Origin of the sequence: Turicimonas muris, assembly GCF_002221595.1 — a bacterium.
GTDB lineage: Bacteria > Pseudomonadota > Gammaproteobacteria > Burkholderiales > Burkholderiaceae_F > Turicimonas > Turicimonas muris.
The window spans coordinates 151,369-167,653 of record NZ_NHMP01000003.1; the positions used below are offsets into that span (position 1 = coordinate 151,369).

The following is a 16,285-nucleotide window of genomic DNA, read 5'->3' on the forward strand; positions in this document are numbered from 1 at the left end:
TTAAATATGTACTGTGAAGTCAGTGTTCTGAAGAGGAGGAAGACCGAGAACCTTTCTGCCATTAATTGTGGCGATCTTTGCCAATTCTTCCATTTCGTCAAATCTGCAGCCGGTGGCCAATGTGGTGAGTTCGTGCCACATATCACCGTTATTCCACGGCACCATGGCATCGCAGACGTTATCCGTTCCTAAAGCAACTGTAATTCCAGCTGGAACAAGCTCATCTACAGGAGTCATGGAGTTATGAACCGGACCAATTGCCTCAGAACGCGGAGTATCAATCCAAGCAGTTGGACAAGCAATCATCATGACATCAGCTTGCTTCATGAGTTCATAAAGACGATGTCTGTACTTCTTAGAGTGAGCTGCAATAGAAATACCATGAATAGCTACTACTTTACCTTGCATTCCATGCTCAATAGTCTTCATGCAAAGTTCTTCAGTTTCGTACTCCAAAGACTCATTGAACTGGTCCACGTGAACATGAACCATCTTATTTAATCTCTTAGCCGTACTTAGAATGATATCGAAAGCTTCGGAACCTTTACCATAGTCTTTCTCGTCTCTCTTCGGTAGAGCACCGATGATGTCAACCATTTCGGCACCGATATCAAACCATTCTTTAGCTTCCGGATGAATGACACCCTTCAAAGTTTGGTTGGCAAACTTAACTTCCAGCTGATCTTTATAGTGCTCCCGGGCTCTGATACCTGCTTTGATTGCTCTGTCTTTACTCTGAGGATCGATATCCACGAAGGTTCCCAAAGCAGTAACTCCCTGAGAAATCATGAGCTCAAATAACTGAGAAAATCTTCTGTAAAAATCTTCTTCCGTTGATTCAGCCTTTAACTTATCTAAGGCATCCCACTTTTGCTGTAAAGTGCAGGTCTTACGCATGTGTAAAACATCAGGACTGAGAGTAAATGAACGATCTGCATGCGCGTGCGTATTAACCCAGCCTCCGTTTCGTTTGATAACGGGCTCAATCATCGAGCGGATGGTAAGAGGTGTTTCTAAATTCATGTTGATAAAGCTCTCCGCATGTAAAAAAAACGGCTTCAAAGCCGTTTTTAAGAAATAGTAAACCTAGGTGCAATCGCGCCTTGTCGAATTTTTGTACCGAACTAATTAGTTTTATTCTTGTGCAGTTAAGTTTCATAGGCGTAAGGATATCAAAACTAGAGACTTTCGTTTTGTGTTTTTTTAAAGGACTTTCCCCGAAATGTAAATCTTGGAAAATTAGTTAATTGAGCTATTTGTTGTAGAAAGCTCTGAATGCTTCTGAGAGTGATGCTTGTCGGTGGCATCATAGAGATAAGCTAAAAGTTCCACCCCTTCGTCTGTCAACCGATGCTCGCGATCCAATTCTTCGAGAATATCTAACAAAACTTCAGCTTGATGAGGAGAAAGCTTGATTTCGTTGTCGGCAGAATGAATATAGGAGTAACTGGACTGAAGATCTTCCAAACCGAAAATTAACTTTTCGTATTTTTCATTGAGTTGGACATACTCCTGAGCGGTAAAACCAATCAAATTGCAGAGTTCCCCATATTCCTTAAGAGACAAGAGCTCCCTAGTCTTCTCTGGAGGATACCTTTTGTTGATACCGTCGAGAATTTGCTTGGTCTGCGCTCTCCATTGGCGCAACCGGTCAATGACTTGACTTATCTCTTCCAGGTACATCCCCAGATCTGAAAACCTAGCCTCTGCCGGGTGACTAATTTGACCTGTTACCCGAGAGGCAGATTGGTGGATCGCTTCTATCTTCCGCTCATTTTTGCTTAAAAATTGCTGGAAGGATAGAGAGTATTCGCCCCTCTCTGTCATAACATCCCTCCATCCTGTTATAGTTAATCATACAAGCATTTAAAGTTTCCGTCAGGGTTTTTCTTAGCCATTTCGCGCTTTTCAGCGATAAAAAATCTCTTTTTTCTTCACCCTTTTCGGAATTGCCTACCTGTCGACATTTAACGGCGTTTTTTAATTTGCGTACTAAATTCATCCAATACTCACTTTGGGCAATATTTTTCAAATCTACCGAGGTCTTTTGCTATGTATTAGGGAAATCCATAATTTAATTTAAGAAGGAAACCATTTAATGAACAACGCGCCGAACCAAGTTCCACGTTTTTCAAATATTGAAGCATCAAGAATATTAGCGATGTTTCTTATCGTTGCTCATCACTTTGCCGTACATGGAGGAGTGCCGATCTGGAAAGGAGATTTTCCAATGAGCGGAAACTACTATTTCACTCAGTTATTTTCTACCGGCGGCAAAATCGGTGTCGACTTATTTGTTCTTATCACCGGATATTTCATCTGCAATAAGATAAGCAAGCTAAGTTCTTTGGTTTATCTCTGGATTTCTACTTTCTTTTATGTATTTCTCTTCTATTTAGTTTTTACCGTCGTGGGAATCAAAGAATTTACTTGGTCGGGGCTAATCAGTTGTTTCTTTCCAATAAGAAATGATTTCTATTGGTTTATTTCTGCCTATTTTGTATTGATTCTTGCTTCCCCCTTCCTGACCCTTACCATTCGCTCCTTGGGAGGAAAGAAACTTCTGGCTCTAATATTAGTTTTTGGACTAATTTGGTCCGTGATTCCTACAATTACCACAAGAACAGAGTATTACGGTTCTTCCCTTCTTTGGTTTATTTATCTCTTCTTCGTCGGTGCTTATCTGAGAACAAAATTAGAGAGGTATCGGTTCTCTACACTAAAAGCCGTTCTCCTGGCGACGGTTCCTTGGCTCTGTGTTGCCGGGTTAATCTGGATCGCGGATATGAGTAACCGAAGTTCATGGAACATTGGATTTGTTGATTGGTTTACCTTTGCCAATATGACGAGCATTTTTACTCTGCTCTCCTCACTGGGACTTTTTATTCTCTTTAAACAATGGCGTCTCGGGTATTTTCCATGGATAAACAAAGTTGCCGCAGCCATGCTCGGCGTCTATCTTATACATGAGAATCCGACCCTCTATCCGTGGCTTTGGAAGACTGTGTTTAATATCAATGAGCATTTAAATGAACCCTATTTCATTCCTTATGCTTTGGGGGTTACGACTGTAGTCTTTACTATTTGTACTCTTATAGAAATGGGAAGAGAACACTATATGAGGAAGTGGTTCAAGCGAGTCCTTATGCCGAAGCTTGCTCCGATAGACTCAAAAATTCAGAGATTCTTTGACAGTCCAAATTAGAAATTTGTAATTAGTTCTGTTTTGAGCAAAAATCAATAAGTAAATCCCCTTACTTAGGGTACTATAGGCGTGAAGGAGGTGATTTATGAAGAAAGTTTTAAAAGCGTTACTTCAAGCCTACTTGATGTACCAAGTCAAAGCTCGAACCACAAACAGATTTAGCAGAAGTTTTTTCCGCAAATAAACTCATTAGATTCCGGTTTATTTCCGTGAGGGGACTTCTACAAGTTCCATGTCGTGATTAATTCGATTAATTCGGCGGTTGAGATGAGGTGTCCTTTTTCTATTCTGATACTCTTTGGGGTTGATGAGAATGGAGGCCAGCCAGACACTTTCAGATTTGTTCAGTCTTGAAGCATTTTTATGAAAGTAGTAGCGTGAGGCGGCCTCCACCCCAAAAATTCCGTCTCCAAACTCAGCAATATTTAAATAAGTCTCAAGAATTCTCTTTTTACTCCAGAGCAATTCCATCATTTGCGCAAGAAATATTTCTTCCGCTTTTCTTAAGTAACTTCTCTCGTGACTGAGAAATAGATTTTTAACCGTTTGCTGAGTCAGGGTAGAACCCCCGGGTGCTCTTCTATCCTTCAGAATGTTGGCAATAAAAGCCTCCCGAACGGCTTCCCACTGTACGCCCGAGTGCTCCATGAATTTGGCATCCTCGGCTGCAACCACTGCTCTTATCAAATAAGGAGAGATTTGGGAGAAGTCGACCCACTGATATTGAATTTTTCTCAAAGAGGCCTCATTCATTCGAATTTCTTCCTGCCTCATATACGGCGTAGAAGAAGGCTCGAAAAAACCAAACCAGGTAATCCTGAGGATGTAGTGAATTTGAAAAATGAGGAAAAGAACTAGAAAAGCCAGCACTACTCTCTTTATCCATTTAGCAAAAGTACCAGTTTTGTTTCTTATCTTCACCATGGAAAAACTATTAGAGTAATATTCGCTTCCGAATCAAGACTGCACGTGCATTTTAATAACGGTTCAAATCATGGATTTTAGTTTATCTCAGTTCTCCAATACATTTTTGTATGTTTATTCTTCTCTGATTACGGTGATCAACCCAATTGGCGGGGGTTTGTTTTTTTTATCCATGACGATGTCAGCCACTAGAGAGATCCGCGGAAAACTTGCTGCAAGAATCGCAGTCTACTGCTTCTTTATGACGGTTGTTTCACTATGGATCGGATCCTTTATCCTGAGTTTTTTTGGAATTTCTCTCGGCGTTTTAAGAGTCGGCGGCGGATTAGTTCTTTTTGGCGCCGGCTGGGCAATGCTTAATGCCCCGACTGCCGAAGACGCTCCAGTAGATCCTGCCAAGAAAATTTCTACCAGCGAACTGATGGCTAAGGCATTTTATCCCTTGACTTTACCTCTGACGATTGGGCCGGGAGCCATCTCAGTAGCCACCGCTATCGGTACTTCAACGGAAATTAACCTAACTAACATTCTTGCCGTTAATTTAGCTGCATTAGCAACTACTCTTACTATCTTTGTTTGCTTTAAATACTCAGACCGCATTACTGCTCGTCTTGGAGCAACCGGATCGGATGCCATTCAAAGAATTTTCTCGTTTATTCTTCTTTGCCTTGGAGTCCAAATTTTGTGGACGGGCGTATCTGACTTAGTGACAAAACTGGTAGTAAGTCTTCCTCATTGAAGAACGACAAGTCAATCTTCAAACCTGATTGGACCTCCTCTTGATGTGAGGTCCAATTACTTTAGAAGTAAGGACGTTATACGTTCTGCTTCCGGAGCGCATTTAGAAGACGGAGGTCAATTAAAGATAAACTGGACCGGACTCATTGCGCATAGATTTGATTATTAAGATTGGAAAAGTCAAAGAATACGTAACCGAACAACGAAAAGTTATTTTTTTTGTTTTTTGCCAGAAACTTTAGAATAGAGACTTACGATCGCCAAAACCAAAACTCCGAGAATGATTAGCAAATCGCTGTAAGCTGACATTTCTTGTAATAGCTGTTCCATATTCACCTCCACAAATGGCATAGAAAACAGATAAGGAATTTCGCCTTGGTTTCTAATCCAGCGCATGAGCCTCCAACCTCTGCACTGATACCTCTACGAACTGTTTCTTTGCCTTTACTGAACACGATTCATTATAGACATCGGATATATTTTAATAAGTGGGTAAGGGGCTAAATCCTTTTGAATTTCATGTAAATACTATTAGGACTCTCCCTGTGATCTGTTTGTCTGATACTGTCTATTTGGGATTTTTTCTTAAAAGATAAGCCCACTAATATTTAGCAACCTATACAAAAAACAAGAAAATTAGAGTTTCCCGAACCTTTGCATTCACTCTATTTTCTCCTTGTTTTCCATTATGTTACATACCTTACTTTTATTAGCCATTTAAAAGTTATTTGTAATAATCAACAAGTTAATGTTCAACACGATTTCATTGATATTTTTTCATCAGCAAGATTTTCCGTTTAATAACTTTTAGAAATACTTTTACCTCGTACCGAACGTAAAGTATGAGGTCAATAGGATGAAAAATAAGCTTAAAAAAATTACTTAAGTCCTCGGCAGTATTGGAAAAGCGCTCCGAAGAGCGCTTTTTACTTGTTCATTACTGAGTCTTACTTCTTGTCAGCTTTTTCTTCAGGCTTCAGCTTAATTGGAACAAAAGTTCTTTGACCTTGTCTGTCAACCAAGACAGGAAGCGAGTCTTGTGCTTTAGCTACTGTCTCTTTAAGTTCATCGAAAGTCTTCACGGTCTTGCCTCCAACTTTGATGAGAATGTCTCCGGCTTTAAGGCCAGCTTCTTCAGCCGGGCTGTCAGGAGTCACTTCAACAATGACAAGACCATTTTCAAACTTCTTTTTCTCTTCATCATTTAACGGACGAACAGAGACCCCGAGTTTTGCTTTTTCCTGAACGCTGGCTTTGACTTCAGGCGCACTCTTCATTTCTTCGACAGTGATTGTCACTACGACTTCTTTACCATCTCGAATAACTTTCATCTTGGAAGAGGTGCCGGGTTTTGTCTTTGCAACAGCCCTGGATAGTTCGCGAGGTTCAGACACAGGGGCGCCAGCATATTCAATAACAATATCGCCTTCCTGCAGTCCAGCCTTCGCAGCCGGACCTTCCTTCTGGACTTCAGCAATAAGAGCTCCTTCAGCCTTCTTAAGGTTGAAACTCTTCGCTAGTTCCGGAGACATACCTTGGATAAGAACTCCAATTCTGCCGCGGGAAACTTTACCGTCTTTAAGAAGCTGATCCTTAACTTCAAGAGCCAAATCAATAGGAATTGCAAAAGACAAGCCCATGAAACCGCCTGAAGTAGAGAAGATCTGAGAATTAATACCGATAACTTCTCCTGCCATGTTGAACAGCGGACCACCGGAATTGCCAGGGTTCACAGCCGCATCGGTCTGAATGAAAGGAACGAACTGGTCGTCCGGAAGGTCTCGACTCTTAGCAGAAACAATACCGCTCGTCACAGTGTTTTCGAGTCCGAATGGAGCACCGATGGCAGCAACCCACTCTCCGACTTTAACCTTGCTGGACTTGCCGAGTTTGACCGTCGGAAGATCGGTAGCTTCGACTTTAACAACGGCGATATCAGTTTTTTCATCTGAACCAAGAACCTTGGCCTTGAATTCCCGTTTGTCAGTCAAGTGAACGGTAATGTCAGTTGCATCACGAACAACGTGATGGTTTGTAAGAATCAAACCGTCAGAACTGATAATGAAGCCGGAACCTTGTCCTTTTCTTTTAGGAGCCTTTCCGCCCGGAGCTTTCGGCATTTGGCCGAACGGGAGTGGGAAGCCAAAACGTCTCAACTGATCGAGTTGATCTTTTGGAATTCCGTCCAATGAAGGATGCGGTCTCTTTGACATTGTTTTGGTAACGTCAATGCTGACGACTGCCTTACCATTTTCCTCGACCAATTTTGTGAAATCAGGAAGCTGCTGTACAGAGGACTGAGCATGAACTGCAGGGACTGGAGAAAGCGCATTGTTCTGGGAAAAGAAAAACCCGGAAGCGGCTGTCAGAGCGACTGCAGCGGCTAACACTTTCTTGTTCAATATCTTTTGAATCATTAGTTCTCCAAGTGTTAAGGGAAGAATTTCATTTTGAGAATATTTCAGTTCCTGATTAATGTCTCCTTAACGAGAGGTTTTGTTAGCAAACACTCGTAAAACAGGTAAAAAGACATTTCTTTGTATACAAATTGATAAACAATCCATTTGTCGATTTTAAAAATCCTCTTTAGAACGCCTCACTCCCATTGGCACTCTTGTTCCAAGGATTCCAATCAAAAGAATATTTGACCTTTTTATTTTTTACCTATACAATTCGTGCTTCATTCAAACAGACGAGTGAAGTTGTGCGGAAGAATGGCTGAGAGGCTGAAGGCACGCCCCTGCTAAGGGCGCAGACTGGCTATAACCGGTCTCGAGGGTTCGAATCCCTCTTCTTCCGCCATCCTTATATCAAAGTTCATCAAATAAGTTCCAAAAAACCTTAAAATTCCTTCCAAACTTATTGATTTTCAAGATATTACGTTTTTCGTGTTATCAAAGTTTATCAAATAAGTTCCGTTGCATAAGGTCGCCAAGTGGTGACATTTTGGTGACATAGAACGTCTTAAGGAAAACCCTAGTCACCATTTTTGAAGGTTTTAGAACGATGGCACTCTCTACAGCTTTGCATATTAAAAACACAAAAGAGAATGGATGGTATTCAATCTCGGGAGCGAAAGGGCTTTACCTAAGAATCTGCAAAGGTAAAAAAACATACTATTTCCGTTATCAATGCCTTGAAAAAAGAAAGACATTAGTTATTGCGCCTTGCGAAGCTCTTACCCTTTCTGAAGCCAGACAAAAAGCGATTGAACTAGGTCAGTTATTACGAGAGGGTATTGATCCTAGTCAACAGCGAAAAGAAAAGCTTAAAGAATCAAGAGCAATTGCAACAAAAGAGAAAAAGAAAGAAGAAGTCTTATTTAAAAACATCGCAAAAAAATTTGTCCGTGAGCGGGCTTTGAATGGTTACTGGAAAAATAATATAAAGGGAGAGAGAGATACGTTAAGCCGTCTTAGTAATCATGTTTTCCCGGTTATAGGAGACATGGACATTAATTCGCTAAAGCCAGAAAACATTAGAGACGTCATGTTGCCAATATGGAACCGCAGCCCGTCAACGTCCTCAAAAGTATTAAGTGATATTCGGGCCGTTTTTCGTTGGGCAATTGCGCTTAATTACCGCACAGAATCTTCAAATCCGGCAGATCTTCACGGTTCACTAGGTGTTTTGCTTGAGCCATATAACAAAAATCGCAAGCTAGAAGAGACCTACGCAAGTATTGATTTCAAAGAAATTCCCTCTTTTGTGAAAGACATATCTTCTCTTATCAGCCCTTCGTCAGAAATGCTGTTGCTTTCAATTTATCTTGCGGCCAGATCGAAGGCCATAAGGAATATGAAATGGGAAGATATTGACTTTGAAAATAAAATCTGGACTGTCCCATTAGAGGACGATAAAGTCAAAAATATCAAAGTAAGAAATCAAATCTTTTTGAATTCTGCCGCTATTAATCTCTTAAAAAAAGTGACTAAGTTTCCTAATTGCCCCTACGTTTTTTCTAACTCTTATGGTCGGCCATACACTGATATGGCAATGACTCAAGTAATCAGAAAAGCCCATATTAGGAAAAAGAGCATTGACAATGTGGGTTGGATTGATAAAGACAAAACGACAAGAACTGGCAAAGAAAGTATCGCTACTCAACACGGAAGTGCTCGTTCGACTTTCCGTACTTGGGCTAAATGCGATGAACTCGCCAACAATAAGAAGTACGACCAAGAAGCGGTTGAGTTATGCCTTCTTCATTCTAGAAACGACCCTTATAAAGGCGCATATGATAGGTCAAAACTAGAAAAAGAAAGACGCACGATCATGGAAGATTGGGGCCGGTACTGCACTTCCCTACTCAAAGAAGAGTAGTACAAAGAACGTTGGAAGAGGCTGGAGTTTACGCTTTCCTCAGGGCTGCAAGATATTCTCTTTCCTCTTCTGACATCGGAATTTTATCAATCATGCGCTTTTGACAATAATCGCAAATTAAATTAGCACACAAACTTTTCGTCGATTTTTTTAATCCGTTAAAAGGATCACTCAAAGTTTCCACTATCTTCAAAAAATCCTCGGTACTTATTTCTACAGTAGGAGGCTTGATTGATCTTCTTTCTTCTTCTACAAATTCCGCAACAGTATCTTTAAACATTTTGTCTAATCCTGTCCTAGTTCTGTTTGAATCGTCATATTTCCAAAACCTCTCCATTAGGAAGAACTATCTTCCTCTTCGGCAGAGGGGGAACTTCTCCGGGCTCACATAGACCAAAATATAAATGCCAAAAGTTCCATCTCTTGTCATCAAACCATCCTTTTTTTTGCGTTTTTAAGAACACTTATAAGAAGGGTTTTATCGAAATTTTTTCCAACATCAACCCCCAGTCACTCAACGTACACAAATTCATGACTTAAGCCAAAATAAAGAGCGGATCGCATTCTAAAAATTCTTCCGGCTTCTCCCACCAGATATACTTTTGGGATAGTTCCTTCGCTGTCTTTATCTGTTGTTCTGTAAAAACCGGCTTTAGTTCTTTTCTCATGGCTTTTCCTTCGAAAGAAAATTCAACCATTGAATTCCGTACTCTTTGCCCATGAATTGGCTAATCTTATCCCAATGCTTCAGGTTCCTTAGCACGTAAACTTTTTTAAAAATCTCCGGTGTATAGCTGTCATTGCAAATAAGCTCGTTACGCATTCCTTGAGCATAACCGAAATTTCCTTCCGCCAATAAATCCAGACAGGCCCGGATATGATTAGCAGTATTGAAAGTTCCCTCATGTTCAGGGACGTAAGAATTTTTTTCGATTCCGTAATCACCAAACAAAGAATTTGAAGATTCTCGGACTGTGGGCATCTTCCATTGAATACCGGATTGATGCCAGTCACCGCAAGTTTGCAGGCTGCAGCGTAAATTCAAAGCATGTATGCCGCTTATATATTTCATAAAAACCTCAGCGGTTTTGTTCCAGCTTATTCTTCTCTTGCGTATTATCGAGAAGAAGACCCAGCTTGTCATGCATTGTCAAGAAACTATCGGCAAGTTTATCTTTGTCGATGAGTGGATCCTTTTGAGTTGCAACGAGGTAGTCAAATTGCTCTATACCTTTGTAAGAGAGTACATCACGTATTGTATTTTTGGTTCCGTGAGAAAGCTTATCAAAGTAATTATTGCAAATAAAGCTCAGATCATAAAGGTCTCTAATTTTGTCACGACCGTTGTAGGCATTGGCCTTCATTCTGGCTAAGGCATCAATTGAATAAACTTTAATTCCTCCAACAATCTGCCAGTCTTGTTCAGATATTTGTTGGTTTCGGTAAGAGACTTCAATTTTCAAAGGCTTTTCCAATCCGCCGTAATCAATTAGGCACCGTTTTACTGTTGATGTGTCCTTGGCAACTCTCATTGTGAAGCCAAATCGGTCACAAAATCTTCTCGTCGGTTCTTTAATATCTTGTTTGTGACCGTCCAAATCAATATCTTCGGAGAATCTATCTAGACCATAGCAGCGAGATAAAGCCGTTCCATCCTTAAGAATAAATTGATCAGTTTGCTTGTTCAGCAACAACAAATAACTAATCAAGATTTTCTCATGTAGCTCTTTCCAGTCTTTCATCTTCCCTCGTCCCCAGAGGAATTTAATATTACTCTTGGAAAAGTATAGAGCTTGTTTTTTACATTCTTGTCAATATTGTGCAAGACAAAATTGTTTGGCAATGACTTTGCTGAGCAATATTCGAAAATCTTCTTATCCGGAGTTTTGCTAAAATGCACCCGTCCTGTTTAGGTGCGCATGACTAAACGTGGAATTGAACGGTTTCGCTCTGGTCACCCGCTCAGTCTTTGAAGCAAAAACCAAAGCTAACGGCCCAAGGATTCGTACTCCTTGAGCCGCTCAAAGTAAAAGGTTTGTCATGCGTAATCAAACCTTGAACACTAGTATAAAGCAAATCCTGCGATTACTCATTAAGTTTGTGGTCGCTGTGGTTTTAATCCTTTACTGCTAGACACATGAGTAAATGGCCTCGTTGGTTCTTTGAGCTGGCGGGGCCTGTGTGTATCCTAGGTTAAAAAACAAAGCTAAAGCAGAGGAGTTCAAGTGTTTTAGCTCATTTGCCGAGAAACCTCCGTGAATTAGTTTAAGGAGAAAAATGTAAAATTCTCATTATTAATCAATTTATGTAAAAACTCTCTAAGGCATTTTGAATGGAACCAATTTTTGAGTTTGAAAACGGGAAGATCTTTCAAGAAGATTGTCTCGATTTCTTAAAAAGTATTCCGAGCGGTACAGCGGATACCGTCTTTGCCGATCCGCCATACAATATAAAAAAAGCAAAATGGGACTATTTCTCCTCGGATGATTTTTACATTGAGTGGTCAGTGAAGTGGATCTCCGAATGCGCTCGTATTCTCAAGGCGTCAGGTACTCTGTACGTTTGTGGATTTTCAGAAATTCTTGCAGACTTAAAAAGACCATCTATGCAGTATTTTAAGAGGTGCCGCTGGCTGGTCTGGTACTATGACAACAAAGCCAATCTCGGAAAAGACTGGGGCAGAAGCCACGAAAGCGTATTGTGTCTAAGGAAATCAAATGATTTTATTTTCAATATTGACCCCATACGAATACCTTATAACTCTCACACGTTGAAATACCCAAGCAGACCTCTTTCAGGCAAAACTAGTCAATTCAGTGGGAAAAATGAGAATTGGATACCAAACCCTTTAGGCGCGAAGCCTAAAGATGTTATTACTATTCCTACCACCTGTAACGGTATGGGAGAGAAAACTCGGCATCCAACCCAAAAGCCGGAAGCATTGATAAGAAAATTGTTGCTTGCAAGTACTAATGAAAATGATCTTGTTGTTGATCCATTCTCGGGGTCTGGCACCACAGCAGTTGTCGCCACCCAGTTAAGGAGAAAATTTTTAGTCAATGATAACCATGCTGACTACAACGACATGGCGATTAACAGATTATTATGCTCTCCGTCTATGTCAATTCAAGAATGGATCGAACACGATAAAAAAGAAATAGAAAGGCGTAGAAAACTAAAATGATAAATATTCACTCACTGATGGCTTCTGTAGATGCCCAAGGGTCTATAAAAACATTGGCGGATCATCTGGAGTTTGCTGAAAAATTTTTAGATTACACAGGGTTATCCAAGAAGGATGGTTTAAAAATCAATCAAGCGAATCTTCAAAGTCTTACTGTTGCAATCAATAATCATGATTACTACTTTATTCAATTTCCTCAGTCGGTAAACTTTTCATTAACGCGGCCTATAAATAAAGATCTTTTCCTAGACATTAATGAGTTCTCTCACAACAAATCTGAATTTTTAAAAATAATAAAGTCTGTTAGGGAAATAAAGGACGATTCAGCAAAAAGGGAACTCCTCAATTGTTTTGTTTATACCTGTCAAATGTCAATCGCTTGTACATTGGACGCTTTTGGCAATCCGAACAAGGCTAGAAAAAAGAATGGAGCATACTTCGAAAATCTCATCAGATACTTAGTTAAGGAGTGCGGAATTGAAAACAGCCATGCAGTTGAGAAAATTAATATCGGAGATTCAGAGGATACATTCTCTTTTGAATATGACATTGTTTTTGAAAAAGAAGGTCAACGACGAGCAATTGGGCAGATCAAAACATCCACGAAAGACCATTTGGATAAAATTTTCTTGGATAAATTGTTTTTCCAGAAATGCTCTAGCCAAGACATTCCGTTTATCGCAGTAGTACTGAATGATGTTCAAAGAACTCAATCAAAAAAAGTATCCTCTACATTCCTACCGGGCCATTACAGAGCTTACAGTGTATATTTGACGCCCCTTTCTGGTGTGTACTATGTTGATGTTGCCACATCTGCAAAGCAATTTAAGGATTCGATCCACAAGCTCGATCAGTTGTTAGTCGAGGATATGTGGGATTTTTAGCTAGACCGCCGAGAACCCTCCGTCCGAAAGGACGGAAACGAGAGGCGTTTCTCCGCTCTACCTCTGAGCTCCTCTCTCAAATCGCTTCCTCTTTCGCATTGCTTGAAGCCGTCGAATCTGCTGTGCTCTTTCTTCGTTCATCTTTCTGAGCATTTTCTGCTGTGCACTTTCGACCGGAGAAAGATTGTCGTAGTGAATCTTAAGTTTCTTACCCAACTCTCTGTCGGCCTGATTTTGAGAACGCAGAAGCTGCTGAGCCGCACCGTTGGCAAGTCCGATAACTTTCTTTCTCGTTTTTTTAGCTTGAACAATTCCATCCGGATCTTCAATCTCCGCACCAATCTCGAAAGCGTCAGCTATCCGCTGCATTCTCTCTTTCTGATGGTTCAAAAGATTGCGCTTTTTGCTCATGGCATAAATCCGTGCCCGCTCTTCATTAGTCATTACACGGTTGCGGGCGACGTGATAGTCAGCTTGACTGACAGACTTTATTGTTTTGCCACGGGACCACCTCCGTGTGGCATTAGCTTCGATGCCGTTTTTTAACAAGCATGAAGCAAAATGCTCACGAAAGGCAGCCGTCTCTTGATTGTCTAAATGAAACCTCTTCCCGTCTTTACTAATGGTACGCAGAAGAATATGACAATGAGGCTGATGAGTTTTTTTGTCATTGCTTTTTAAATGAAAAGCGATTAAATAATCGTAACCGGGAAGCATATCTTTGGCCCACATCCGGCAAGATTTCTGAAATTTTTCCTCATCAACTCCTTCAGGCATAGACAGAATAATTCTTCTTGCATGGCCGTATTTTGCTTCACCTTCTCCCATATCTGAAGCAAGTTTCCATTGATAAAGAATTTTTCGGTACTCGGCTTTATCTGTAAAAATCTGCCCGCTCTGATCTTCAACTTCAACATCTCCATGCCGGGCAATGTAATCAGCGGTTTTAATCAGATGAGAATAAGAGCGAACATTAGGTCTTCCTAATCGGATAACAACTTCCGGTCTTCCGTTTACTACTCCGGCCGCCTTCGTTTTCGACCCGAGGGCCGAAAAGCGAAAAGCAGCGGTCGACTTAACCGTCTCGAACTCTCTTTTGAAACTCCCTTTTGGAGCTCGTGGCGTCGGAAATAAATCTTCTAAAAAAGGGTTGTCTGATAATTTCATCAGCTATATCCCTGCTAGTTTTTTAGCTTTTGTAATTTCCTGCAAAATAAACTTTTGCTGGGTGTTGAGAAAATCCTGCAAACTGCCTGTTCCTGCCTCTACATCTTTGAGTTTTCTTTCAAACATGGCAGTCAAAACAGGATTTTTTACAAGTTCTGGAACGACTTTGAGCAATGCAAATCCGACTTCGCTTGCGTTTATTTTTTTCCCTTTAGAGGCAAGATATCCTTTCTTTTTCAGCTCAGTAATGATTGCAGCTCTCGTTGCGGGCGTACCGATGCCGTCTCCCTCTTTAAGAAGTTTTTTGTGTTCGGGATTTTCAACGATGGTATGTATTTTTTCCATAGCAGCAATAAGCGTACCCTCAGTGAAATATGCAGGTGGTTTGGTCATATCTTGCTTAACAGAAATGCCCGCTACTGCCGCTCTCTCGTCTTTAGTGACTTTCGGAAGAACTTGAAGCTCTTCTTTCTCCTCTTCTTCATTGAATCCCTTCCAGCCGGCCACTTTGACAGTTTTCCCATGAGCGCAAAATTTTTCACCGGCGATATCTAACTCAATAGTCTTGACTAAGTACTGATGCTCCGGAAAGAATTGGGATAAATAACGTTTAGCAATCAGAAAATAAATTTTCTTTTCTTTCTCATTTAGGGCCTCCCATGAAACACTCTGGCAAGTCGGAATTATTCCGTGGTGCGCAGTAATTTTTTTATCGTTCCATGTAGGCGACTTAATTGAAGGATTAGCCTTCTTTGCAAGAGCGGCCAGATCCGGAATACTTTTAGCCACGGCAGCAATCACAGAAGGCGCATCATCAAACTGGCTCTCCGGTAAAAATTGGCAGTCGCTTCTGGGATAAGACGCACATTTATGATTTTCATAAAGACTCTGACACGTGTCCAAAGTCTCTTGCGCTGAAAAACCAAACTTGTTAGAAGCCTCAAGCTGAATATCAGCTAAAGAATATGCTTTAGGCTGGACTTGTTTTTTGAGAACCTCTTCAGCTTTTGTAATAACACCGCTTTTTGCCTGCTGCAATTTTTGCTTTAAGGCAATTGCAGCCTCTTTGCTTACCAGCCGGCCCGATTCATCTAATCCTTTTTGGTTTTCGGCTGCCTTCCAAGTTGCCTTAAAGCTGCCGCCGGCAACTTTAATATCTGCATTAAAGTTATAAAAAGGGATGCTCTTAAAATTTTTTATAGCAAGATCTCGGCTCGCTACTAATTGCAAAGTCGGCGTCTGAACTCTTCCGACGGCAATAAGTCTGCGCTCCTCACGGCTTGAATGAGCAAGAGTAAGAGCACGGGTCAGATTCATTCCAAGAAGCCAGTCGGCTCTCTGGCGTCCTAAAGCGGCTAATTTCATTCCGTTGTATTTTGAGTTTGGCTGCAGATTCCCAAGACCTTTTCTGATAGATGCAGAATCTTGAGCCGAAACCCAAAAACGAAGAACCGGTTTTTTATTGCCGTAAAACTCTAAGATTTCATCGACTAAAAGCTGTCCTTCTCTGTCAGGGTCTCCGCAATTTACTATTGTTTGTGCCTTAGGAATAAGTGTCTTAATAACTTTTAGTTGAGCTTTTACGCCTTTGTCAGACTTGGGAAGAAGTTTCCATTGAGTTGGAAAAATCGGCAGATCCTGCATACGCCAAATTTTCTTTCCCGTTTTTTTGCTCACCGGTATATCCTCTGCCGTGTATGCGTCCGGTTCTGCCTGCTCAAGCAAATGACCAAAGCACCAAGTGACATAATTTTGTCCGGAGCATTCGATATACCCATTGTTGCGTTTTACAACCCCCAACTCATTCACAATGGCTTTTGCCACCGATGGTTTTTCCGCAATAAATAATCTCACGTTACT

Annotated in this window: 16 protein-coding genes and 1 tRNA gene; 6 read left to right on the forward strand and 11 right to left on the reverse strand. The window is 40.9% G+C overall.

The features are described from left to right. Positions 1 to 1,023, reverse strand: a complete 1,023-nt coding sequence (locus tag ADH67_RS06005) for an amidohydrolase family protein (protein WP_066593086.1) — start codon at positions 1,021 to 1,023, stop codon at positions 1 to 3. A 216-nt stretch (positions 1,024 to 1,239) separates the two neighbouring features. Further along, on the reverse strand, positions 1,240 to 1,827 hold the full coding sequence (locus tag ADH67_RS06010; protein WP_143597730.1) for a hypothetical protein: 588 nt from the start codon (positions 1,825 to 1,827) through the stop codon (positions 1,240 to 1,242). 271 nt (positions 1,828 to 2,098) lie between these two features. Here ADH67_RS06010 and ADH67_RS06020 point away from each other — a divergent pair, with 271 nt between their 5' ends. Further along, complete coding sequence (locus ADH67_RS06020) at positions 2,099 to 3,205, forward strand: acyltransferase family protein (protein ID WP_066593092.1); 1,107 nt, start codon at positions 2,099 to 2,101, stop codon at positions 3,203 to 3,205. 201 nt (positions 3,206 to 3,406) lie between these two features. On the opposite strand, the gene mtgA is transcribed toward ADH67_RS06020, so the two are convergent. Next, positions 3,407 to 4,129 carry a monofunctional biosynthetic peptidoglycan transglycosylase gene (gene mtgA, locus ADH67_RS06025; RefSeq protein WP_066593095.1) on the reverse strand — a complete coding sequence of 241 codons (723 nt, stop codon included), beginning with the start codon at positions 4,127 to 4,129 and terminating at the stop codon, positions 3,407 to 3,409. Positions 4,130 to 4,199: 70 nt separating this feature from the next. On the opposite strand from mtgA, the gene ADH67_RS06030 reads away from it, so the two are divergent. Continuing rightward, positions 4,200 to 4,868 (forward strand): MarC family protein, encoded by a 669-nt coding sequence (locus ADH67_RS06030; RefSeq protein WP_066593097.1) that lies wholly within the window; start codon positions 4,200 to 4,202, stop codon positions 4,866 to 4,868. A gap of 209 nt (positions 4,869 to 5,077) precedes the next feature. On the opposite strand, the gene ADH67_RS06035 is transcribed toward ADH67_RS06030, so the two are convergent. Both ADH67_RS06035 and ADH67_RS06040 read right to left on the reverse strand, forming a co-directional pair. Further along, complete coding sequence (locus tag ADH67_RS06035) at positions 5,078 to 5,263, reverse strand: hypothetical protein (protein WP_066593099.1); 186 nt, start codon at positions 5,261 to 5,263, stop codon at positions 5,078 to 5,080. Between the two features lie 551 nt (positions 5,264 to 5,814). Then, complete coding sequence (locus tag ADH67_RS06040) at positions 5,815 to 7,284, reverse strand: DegQ family serine endoprotease (protein WP_066593101.1); 1,470 nt, start codon at positions 7,282 to 7,284, stop codon at positions 5,815 to 5,817. Between the two features lie 291 nt (positions 7,285 to 7,575). On the opposite strand from ADH67_RS06040, the gene ADH67_RS06045 reads away from it, so the two are divergent. Continuing rightward, positions 7,576 to 7,669: transfer RNA gene (locus ADH67_RS06045), tRNA-Ser, on the forward strand. A 204-nt stretch (positions 7,670 to 7,873) separates the two neighbouring features. Beyond that, on the forward strand, positions 7,874 to 9,190 hold the full coding sequence (locus ADH67_RS06050) for a tyrosine-type recombinase/integrase (protein WP_066593104.1): 1,317 nt from the start codon (positions 7,874 to 7,876) through the stop codon (positions 9,188 to 9,190). Between the two features lie 28 nt (positions 9,191 to 9,218). On the opposite strand, the gene ADH67_RS06055 is transcribed toward ADH67_RS06050, so the two are convergent. The 4 genes from ADH67_RS06055 to ADH67_RS06065 all read right to left on the reverse strand — a co-directional run bounded on the left by ADH67_RS06055 (position 9,219) and on the right by ADH67_RS06065 (position 10,932). Next, complete coding sequence (locus tag ADH67_RS06055; protein ID WP_089275716.1) at positions 9,219 to 9,470, reverse strand: hypothetical protein; 252 nt, start codon at positions 9,468 to 9,470, stop codon at positions 9,219 to 9,221. Between the two features lie 256 nt (positions 9,471 to 9,726). Beyond that, positions 9,727 to 9,858: a hypothetical protein gene (locus ADH67_RS13630; protein WP_255202393.1), complete on the reverse strand. Its 132-nt coding sequence runs from the start codon at positions 9,856 to 9,858 to the stop codon at positions 9,727 to 9,729. Next, positions 9,855 to 10,262, reverse strand: coding sequence for a hypothetical protein (locus ADH67_RS06060; protein ID WP_066593110.1), 408 nt, complete (start codon positions 10,260 to 10,262; stop codon positions 9,855 to 9,857). The genes ADH67_RS13630 and ADH67_RS06060 overlap by 4 nt, the downstream gene beginning before the upstream one ends. 7 nt (positions 10,263 to 10,269) lie before the next feature. Then, positions 10,270 to 10,932: a nucleotidyl transferase AbiEii/AbiGii toxin family protein gene (locus ADH67_RS06065; RefSeq protein WP_066593113.1), complete on the reverse strand. Its 663-nt coding sequence runs from the start codon at positions 10,930 to 10,932 to the stop codon at positions 10,270 to 10,272. A 590-nt stretch (positions 10,933 to 11,522) separates the two neighbouring features. On the opposite strand from ADH67_RS06065, the gene ADH67_RS06070 reads away from it, so the two are divergent. Further along, positions 11,523 to 12,374: a DNA-methyltransferase gene (locus ADH67_RS06070; protein WP_084081479.1), complete on the forward strand. Its 852-nt coding sequence runs from the start codon at positions 11,523 to 11,525 to the stop codon at positions 12,372 to 12,374. After that, on the forward strand, positions 12,371 to 13,258 hold the full coding sequence (locus tag ADH67_RS06075; protein WP_066593118.1) for a hypothetical protein: 888 nt from the start codon (positions 12,371 to 12,373) through the stop codon (positions 13,256 to 13,258). The genes ADH67_RS06070 and ADH67_RS06075 overlap by 4 nt, the downstream gene beginning before the upstream one ends. Positions 13,259 to 13,315: 57 nt before the next feature. Here the strand turns inward: ADH67_RS06075 and ADH67_RS06080 are convergent, their stop codons facing one another. Together ADH67_RS06080 and ADH67_RS06085 are read right to left on the reverse strand one after the other, a co-directional pair. After that, positions 13,316 to 14,425, reverse strand: a complete 1,110-nt coding sequence (locus ADH67_RS06080; RefSeq protein WP_066593119.1) for a relaxase/mobilization nuclease domain-containing protein — start codon at positions 14,423 to 14,425, stop codon at positions 13,316 to 13,318. 3 nt (positions 14,426 to 14,428) lie between these two features. Continuing rightward, on the reverse strand, positions 14,429 to 16,279 hold the full coding sequence (locus tag ADH67_RS06085) for a DNA topoisomerase 3 (protein WP_066593121.1): 1,851 nt from the start codon (positions 16,277 to 16,279) through the stop codon (positions 14,429 to 14,431). Positions 16,280 to 16,285 lie beyond the last annotated feature (6 nt).

Coding starts and splice junctions, on each gene's coding strand:
- ADH67_RS06050 (WP_066593104.1), top strand. CDS start 7,874: ATGGCACTCTCTACAGCTTTGCATATTAAAAACACAAAAGAGAATGGA.
- ADH67_RS06055 (WP_089275716.1), bottom strand. CDS start 9,470: ATGTTTAAAGATACTGTTGCGGAATTTGTAGAAGAAGAAAGAAGATCA.
- ADH67_RS06065 (WP_066593113.1), bottom strand. CDS start 10,932: ATGAAAGACTGGAAAGAGCTACATGAGAAAATCTTGATTAGTTATTTG.
- ADH67_RS06035 (WP_066593099.1), bottom strand. CDS start 5,263: ATGCGCTGGATTAGAAACCAAGGCGAAATTCCTTATCTGTTTTCTATG.
- ADH67_RS06010 (WP_143597730.1), bottom strand. CDS start 1,827: ATGACAGAGAGGGGCGAATACTCTCTATCCTTCCAGCAATTTTTAAGC.
- ADH67_RS06005 (WP_066593086.1), bottom strand. CDS start 1,023: ATGAATTTAGAAACACCTCTTACCATCCGCTCGATGATTGAGCCCGTT.
- mtgA (WP_066593095.1), bottom strand. CDS start 4,129: ATGGTGAAGATAAGAAACAAAACTGGTACTTTTGCTAAATGGATAAAG.
- ADH67_RS06080 (WP_066593119.1), bottom strand. CDS start 14,425: ATGAAATTATCAGACAACCCTTTTTTAGAAGATTTATTTCCGACGCCA.
- ADH67_RS06040 (WP_066593101.1), bottom strand. CDS start 7,284: ATGATTCAAAAGATATTGAACAAGAAAGTGTTAGCCGCTGCAGTCGCT.
- ADH67_RS06020 (WP_066593092.1), top strand. CDS start 2,099: ATGAACAACGCGCCGAACCAAGTTCCACGTTTTTCAAATATTGAAGCA.
- ADH67_RS06060 (WP_066593110.1), bottom strand. CDS start 10,262: ATGAAATATATAAGCGGCATACATGCTTTGAATTTACGCTGCAGCCTG.
- ADH67_RS06030 (WP_066593097.1), top strand. CDS start 4,200: ATGGATTTTAGTTTATCTCAGTTCTCCAATACATTTTTGTATGTTTAT.
- ADH67_RS06075 (WP_066593118.1), top strand. CDS start 12,371: ATGATAAATATTCACTCACTGATGGCTTCTGTAGATGCCCAAGGGTCT.
- ADH67_RS13630 (WP_255202393.1), bottom strand. CDS start 9,858: ATGAGAAAAGAACTAAAGCCGGTTTTTACAGAACAACAGATAAAGACA.
- ADH67_RS06070 (WP_084081479.1), top strand. CDS start 11,523: ATGGAACCAATTTTTGAGTTTGAAAACGGGAAGATCTTTCAAGAAGAT.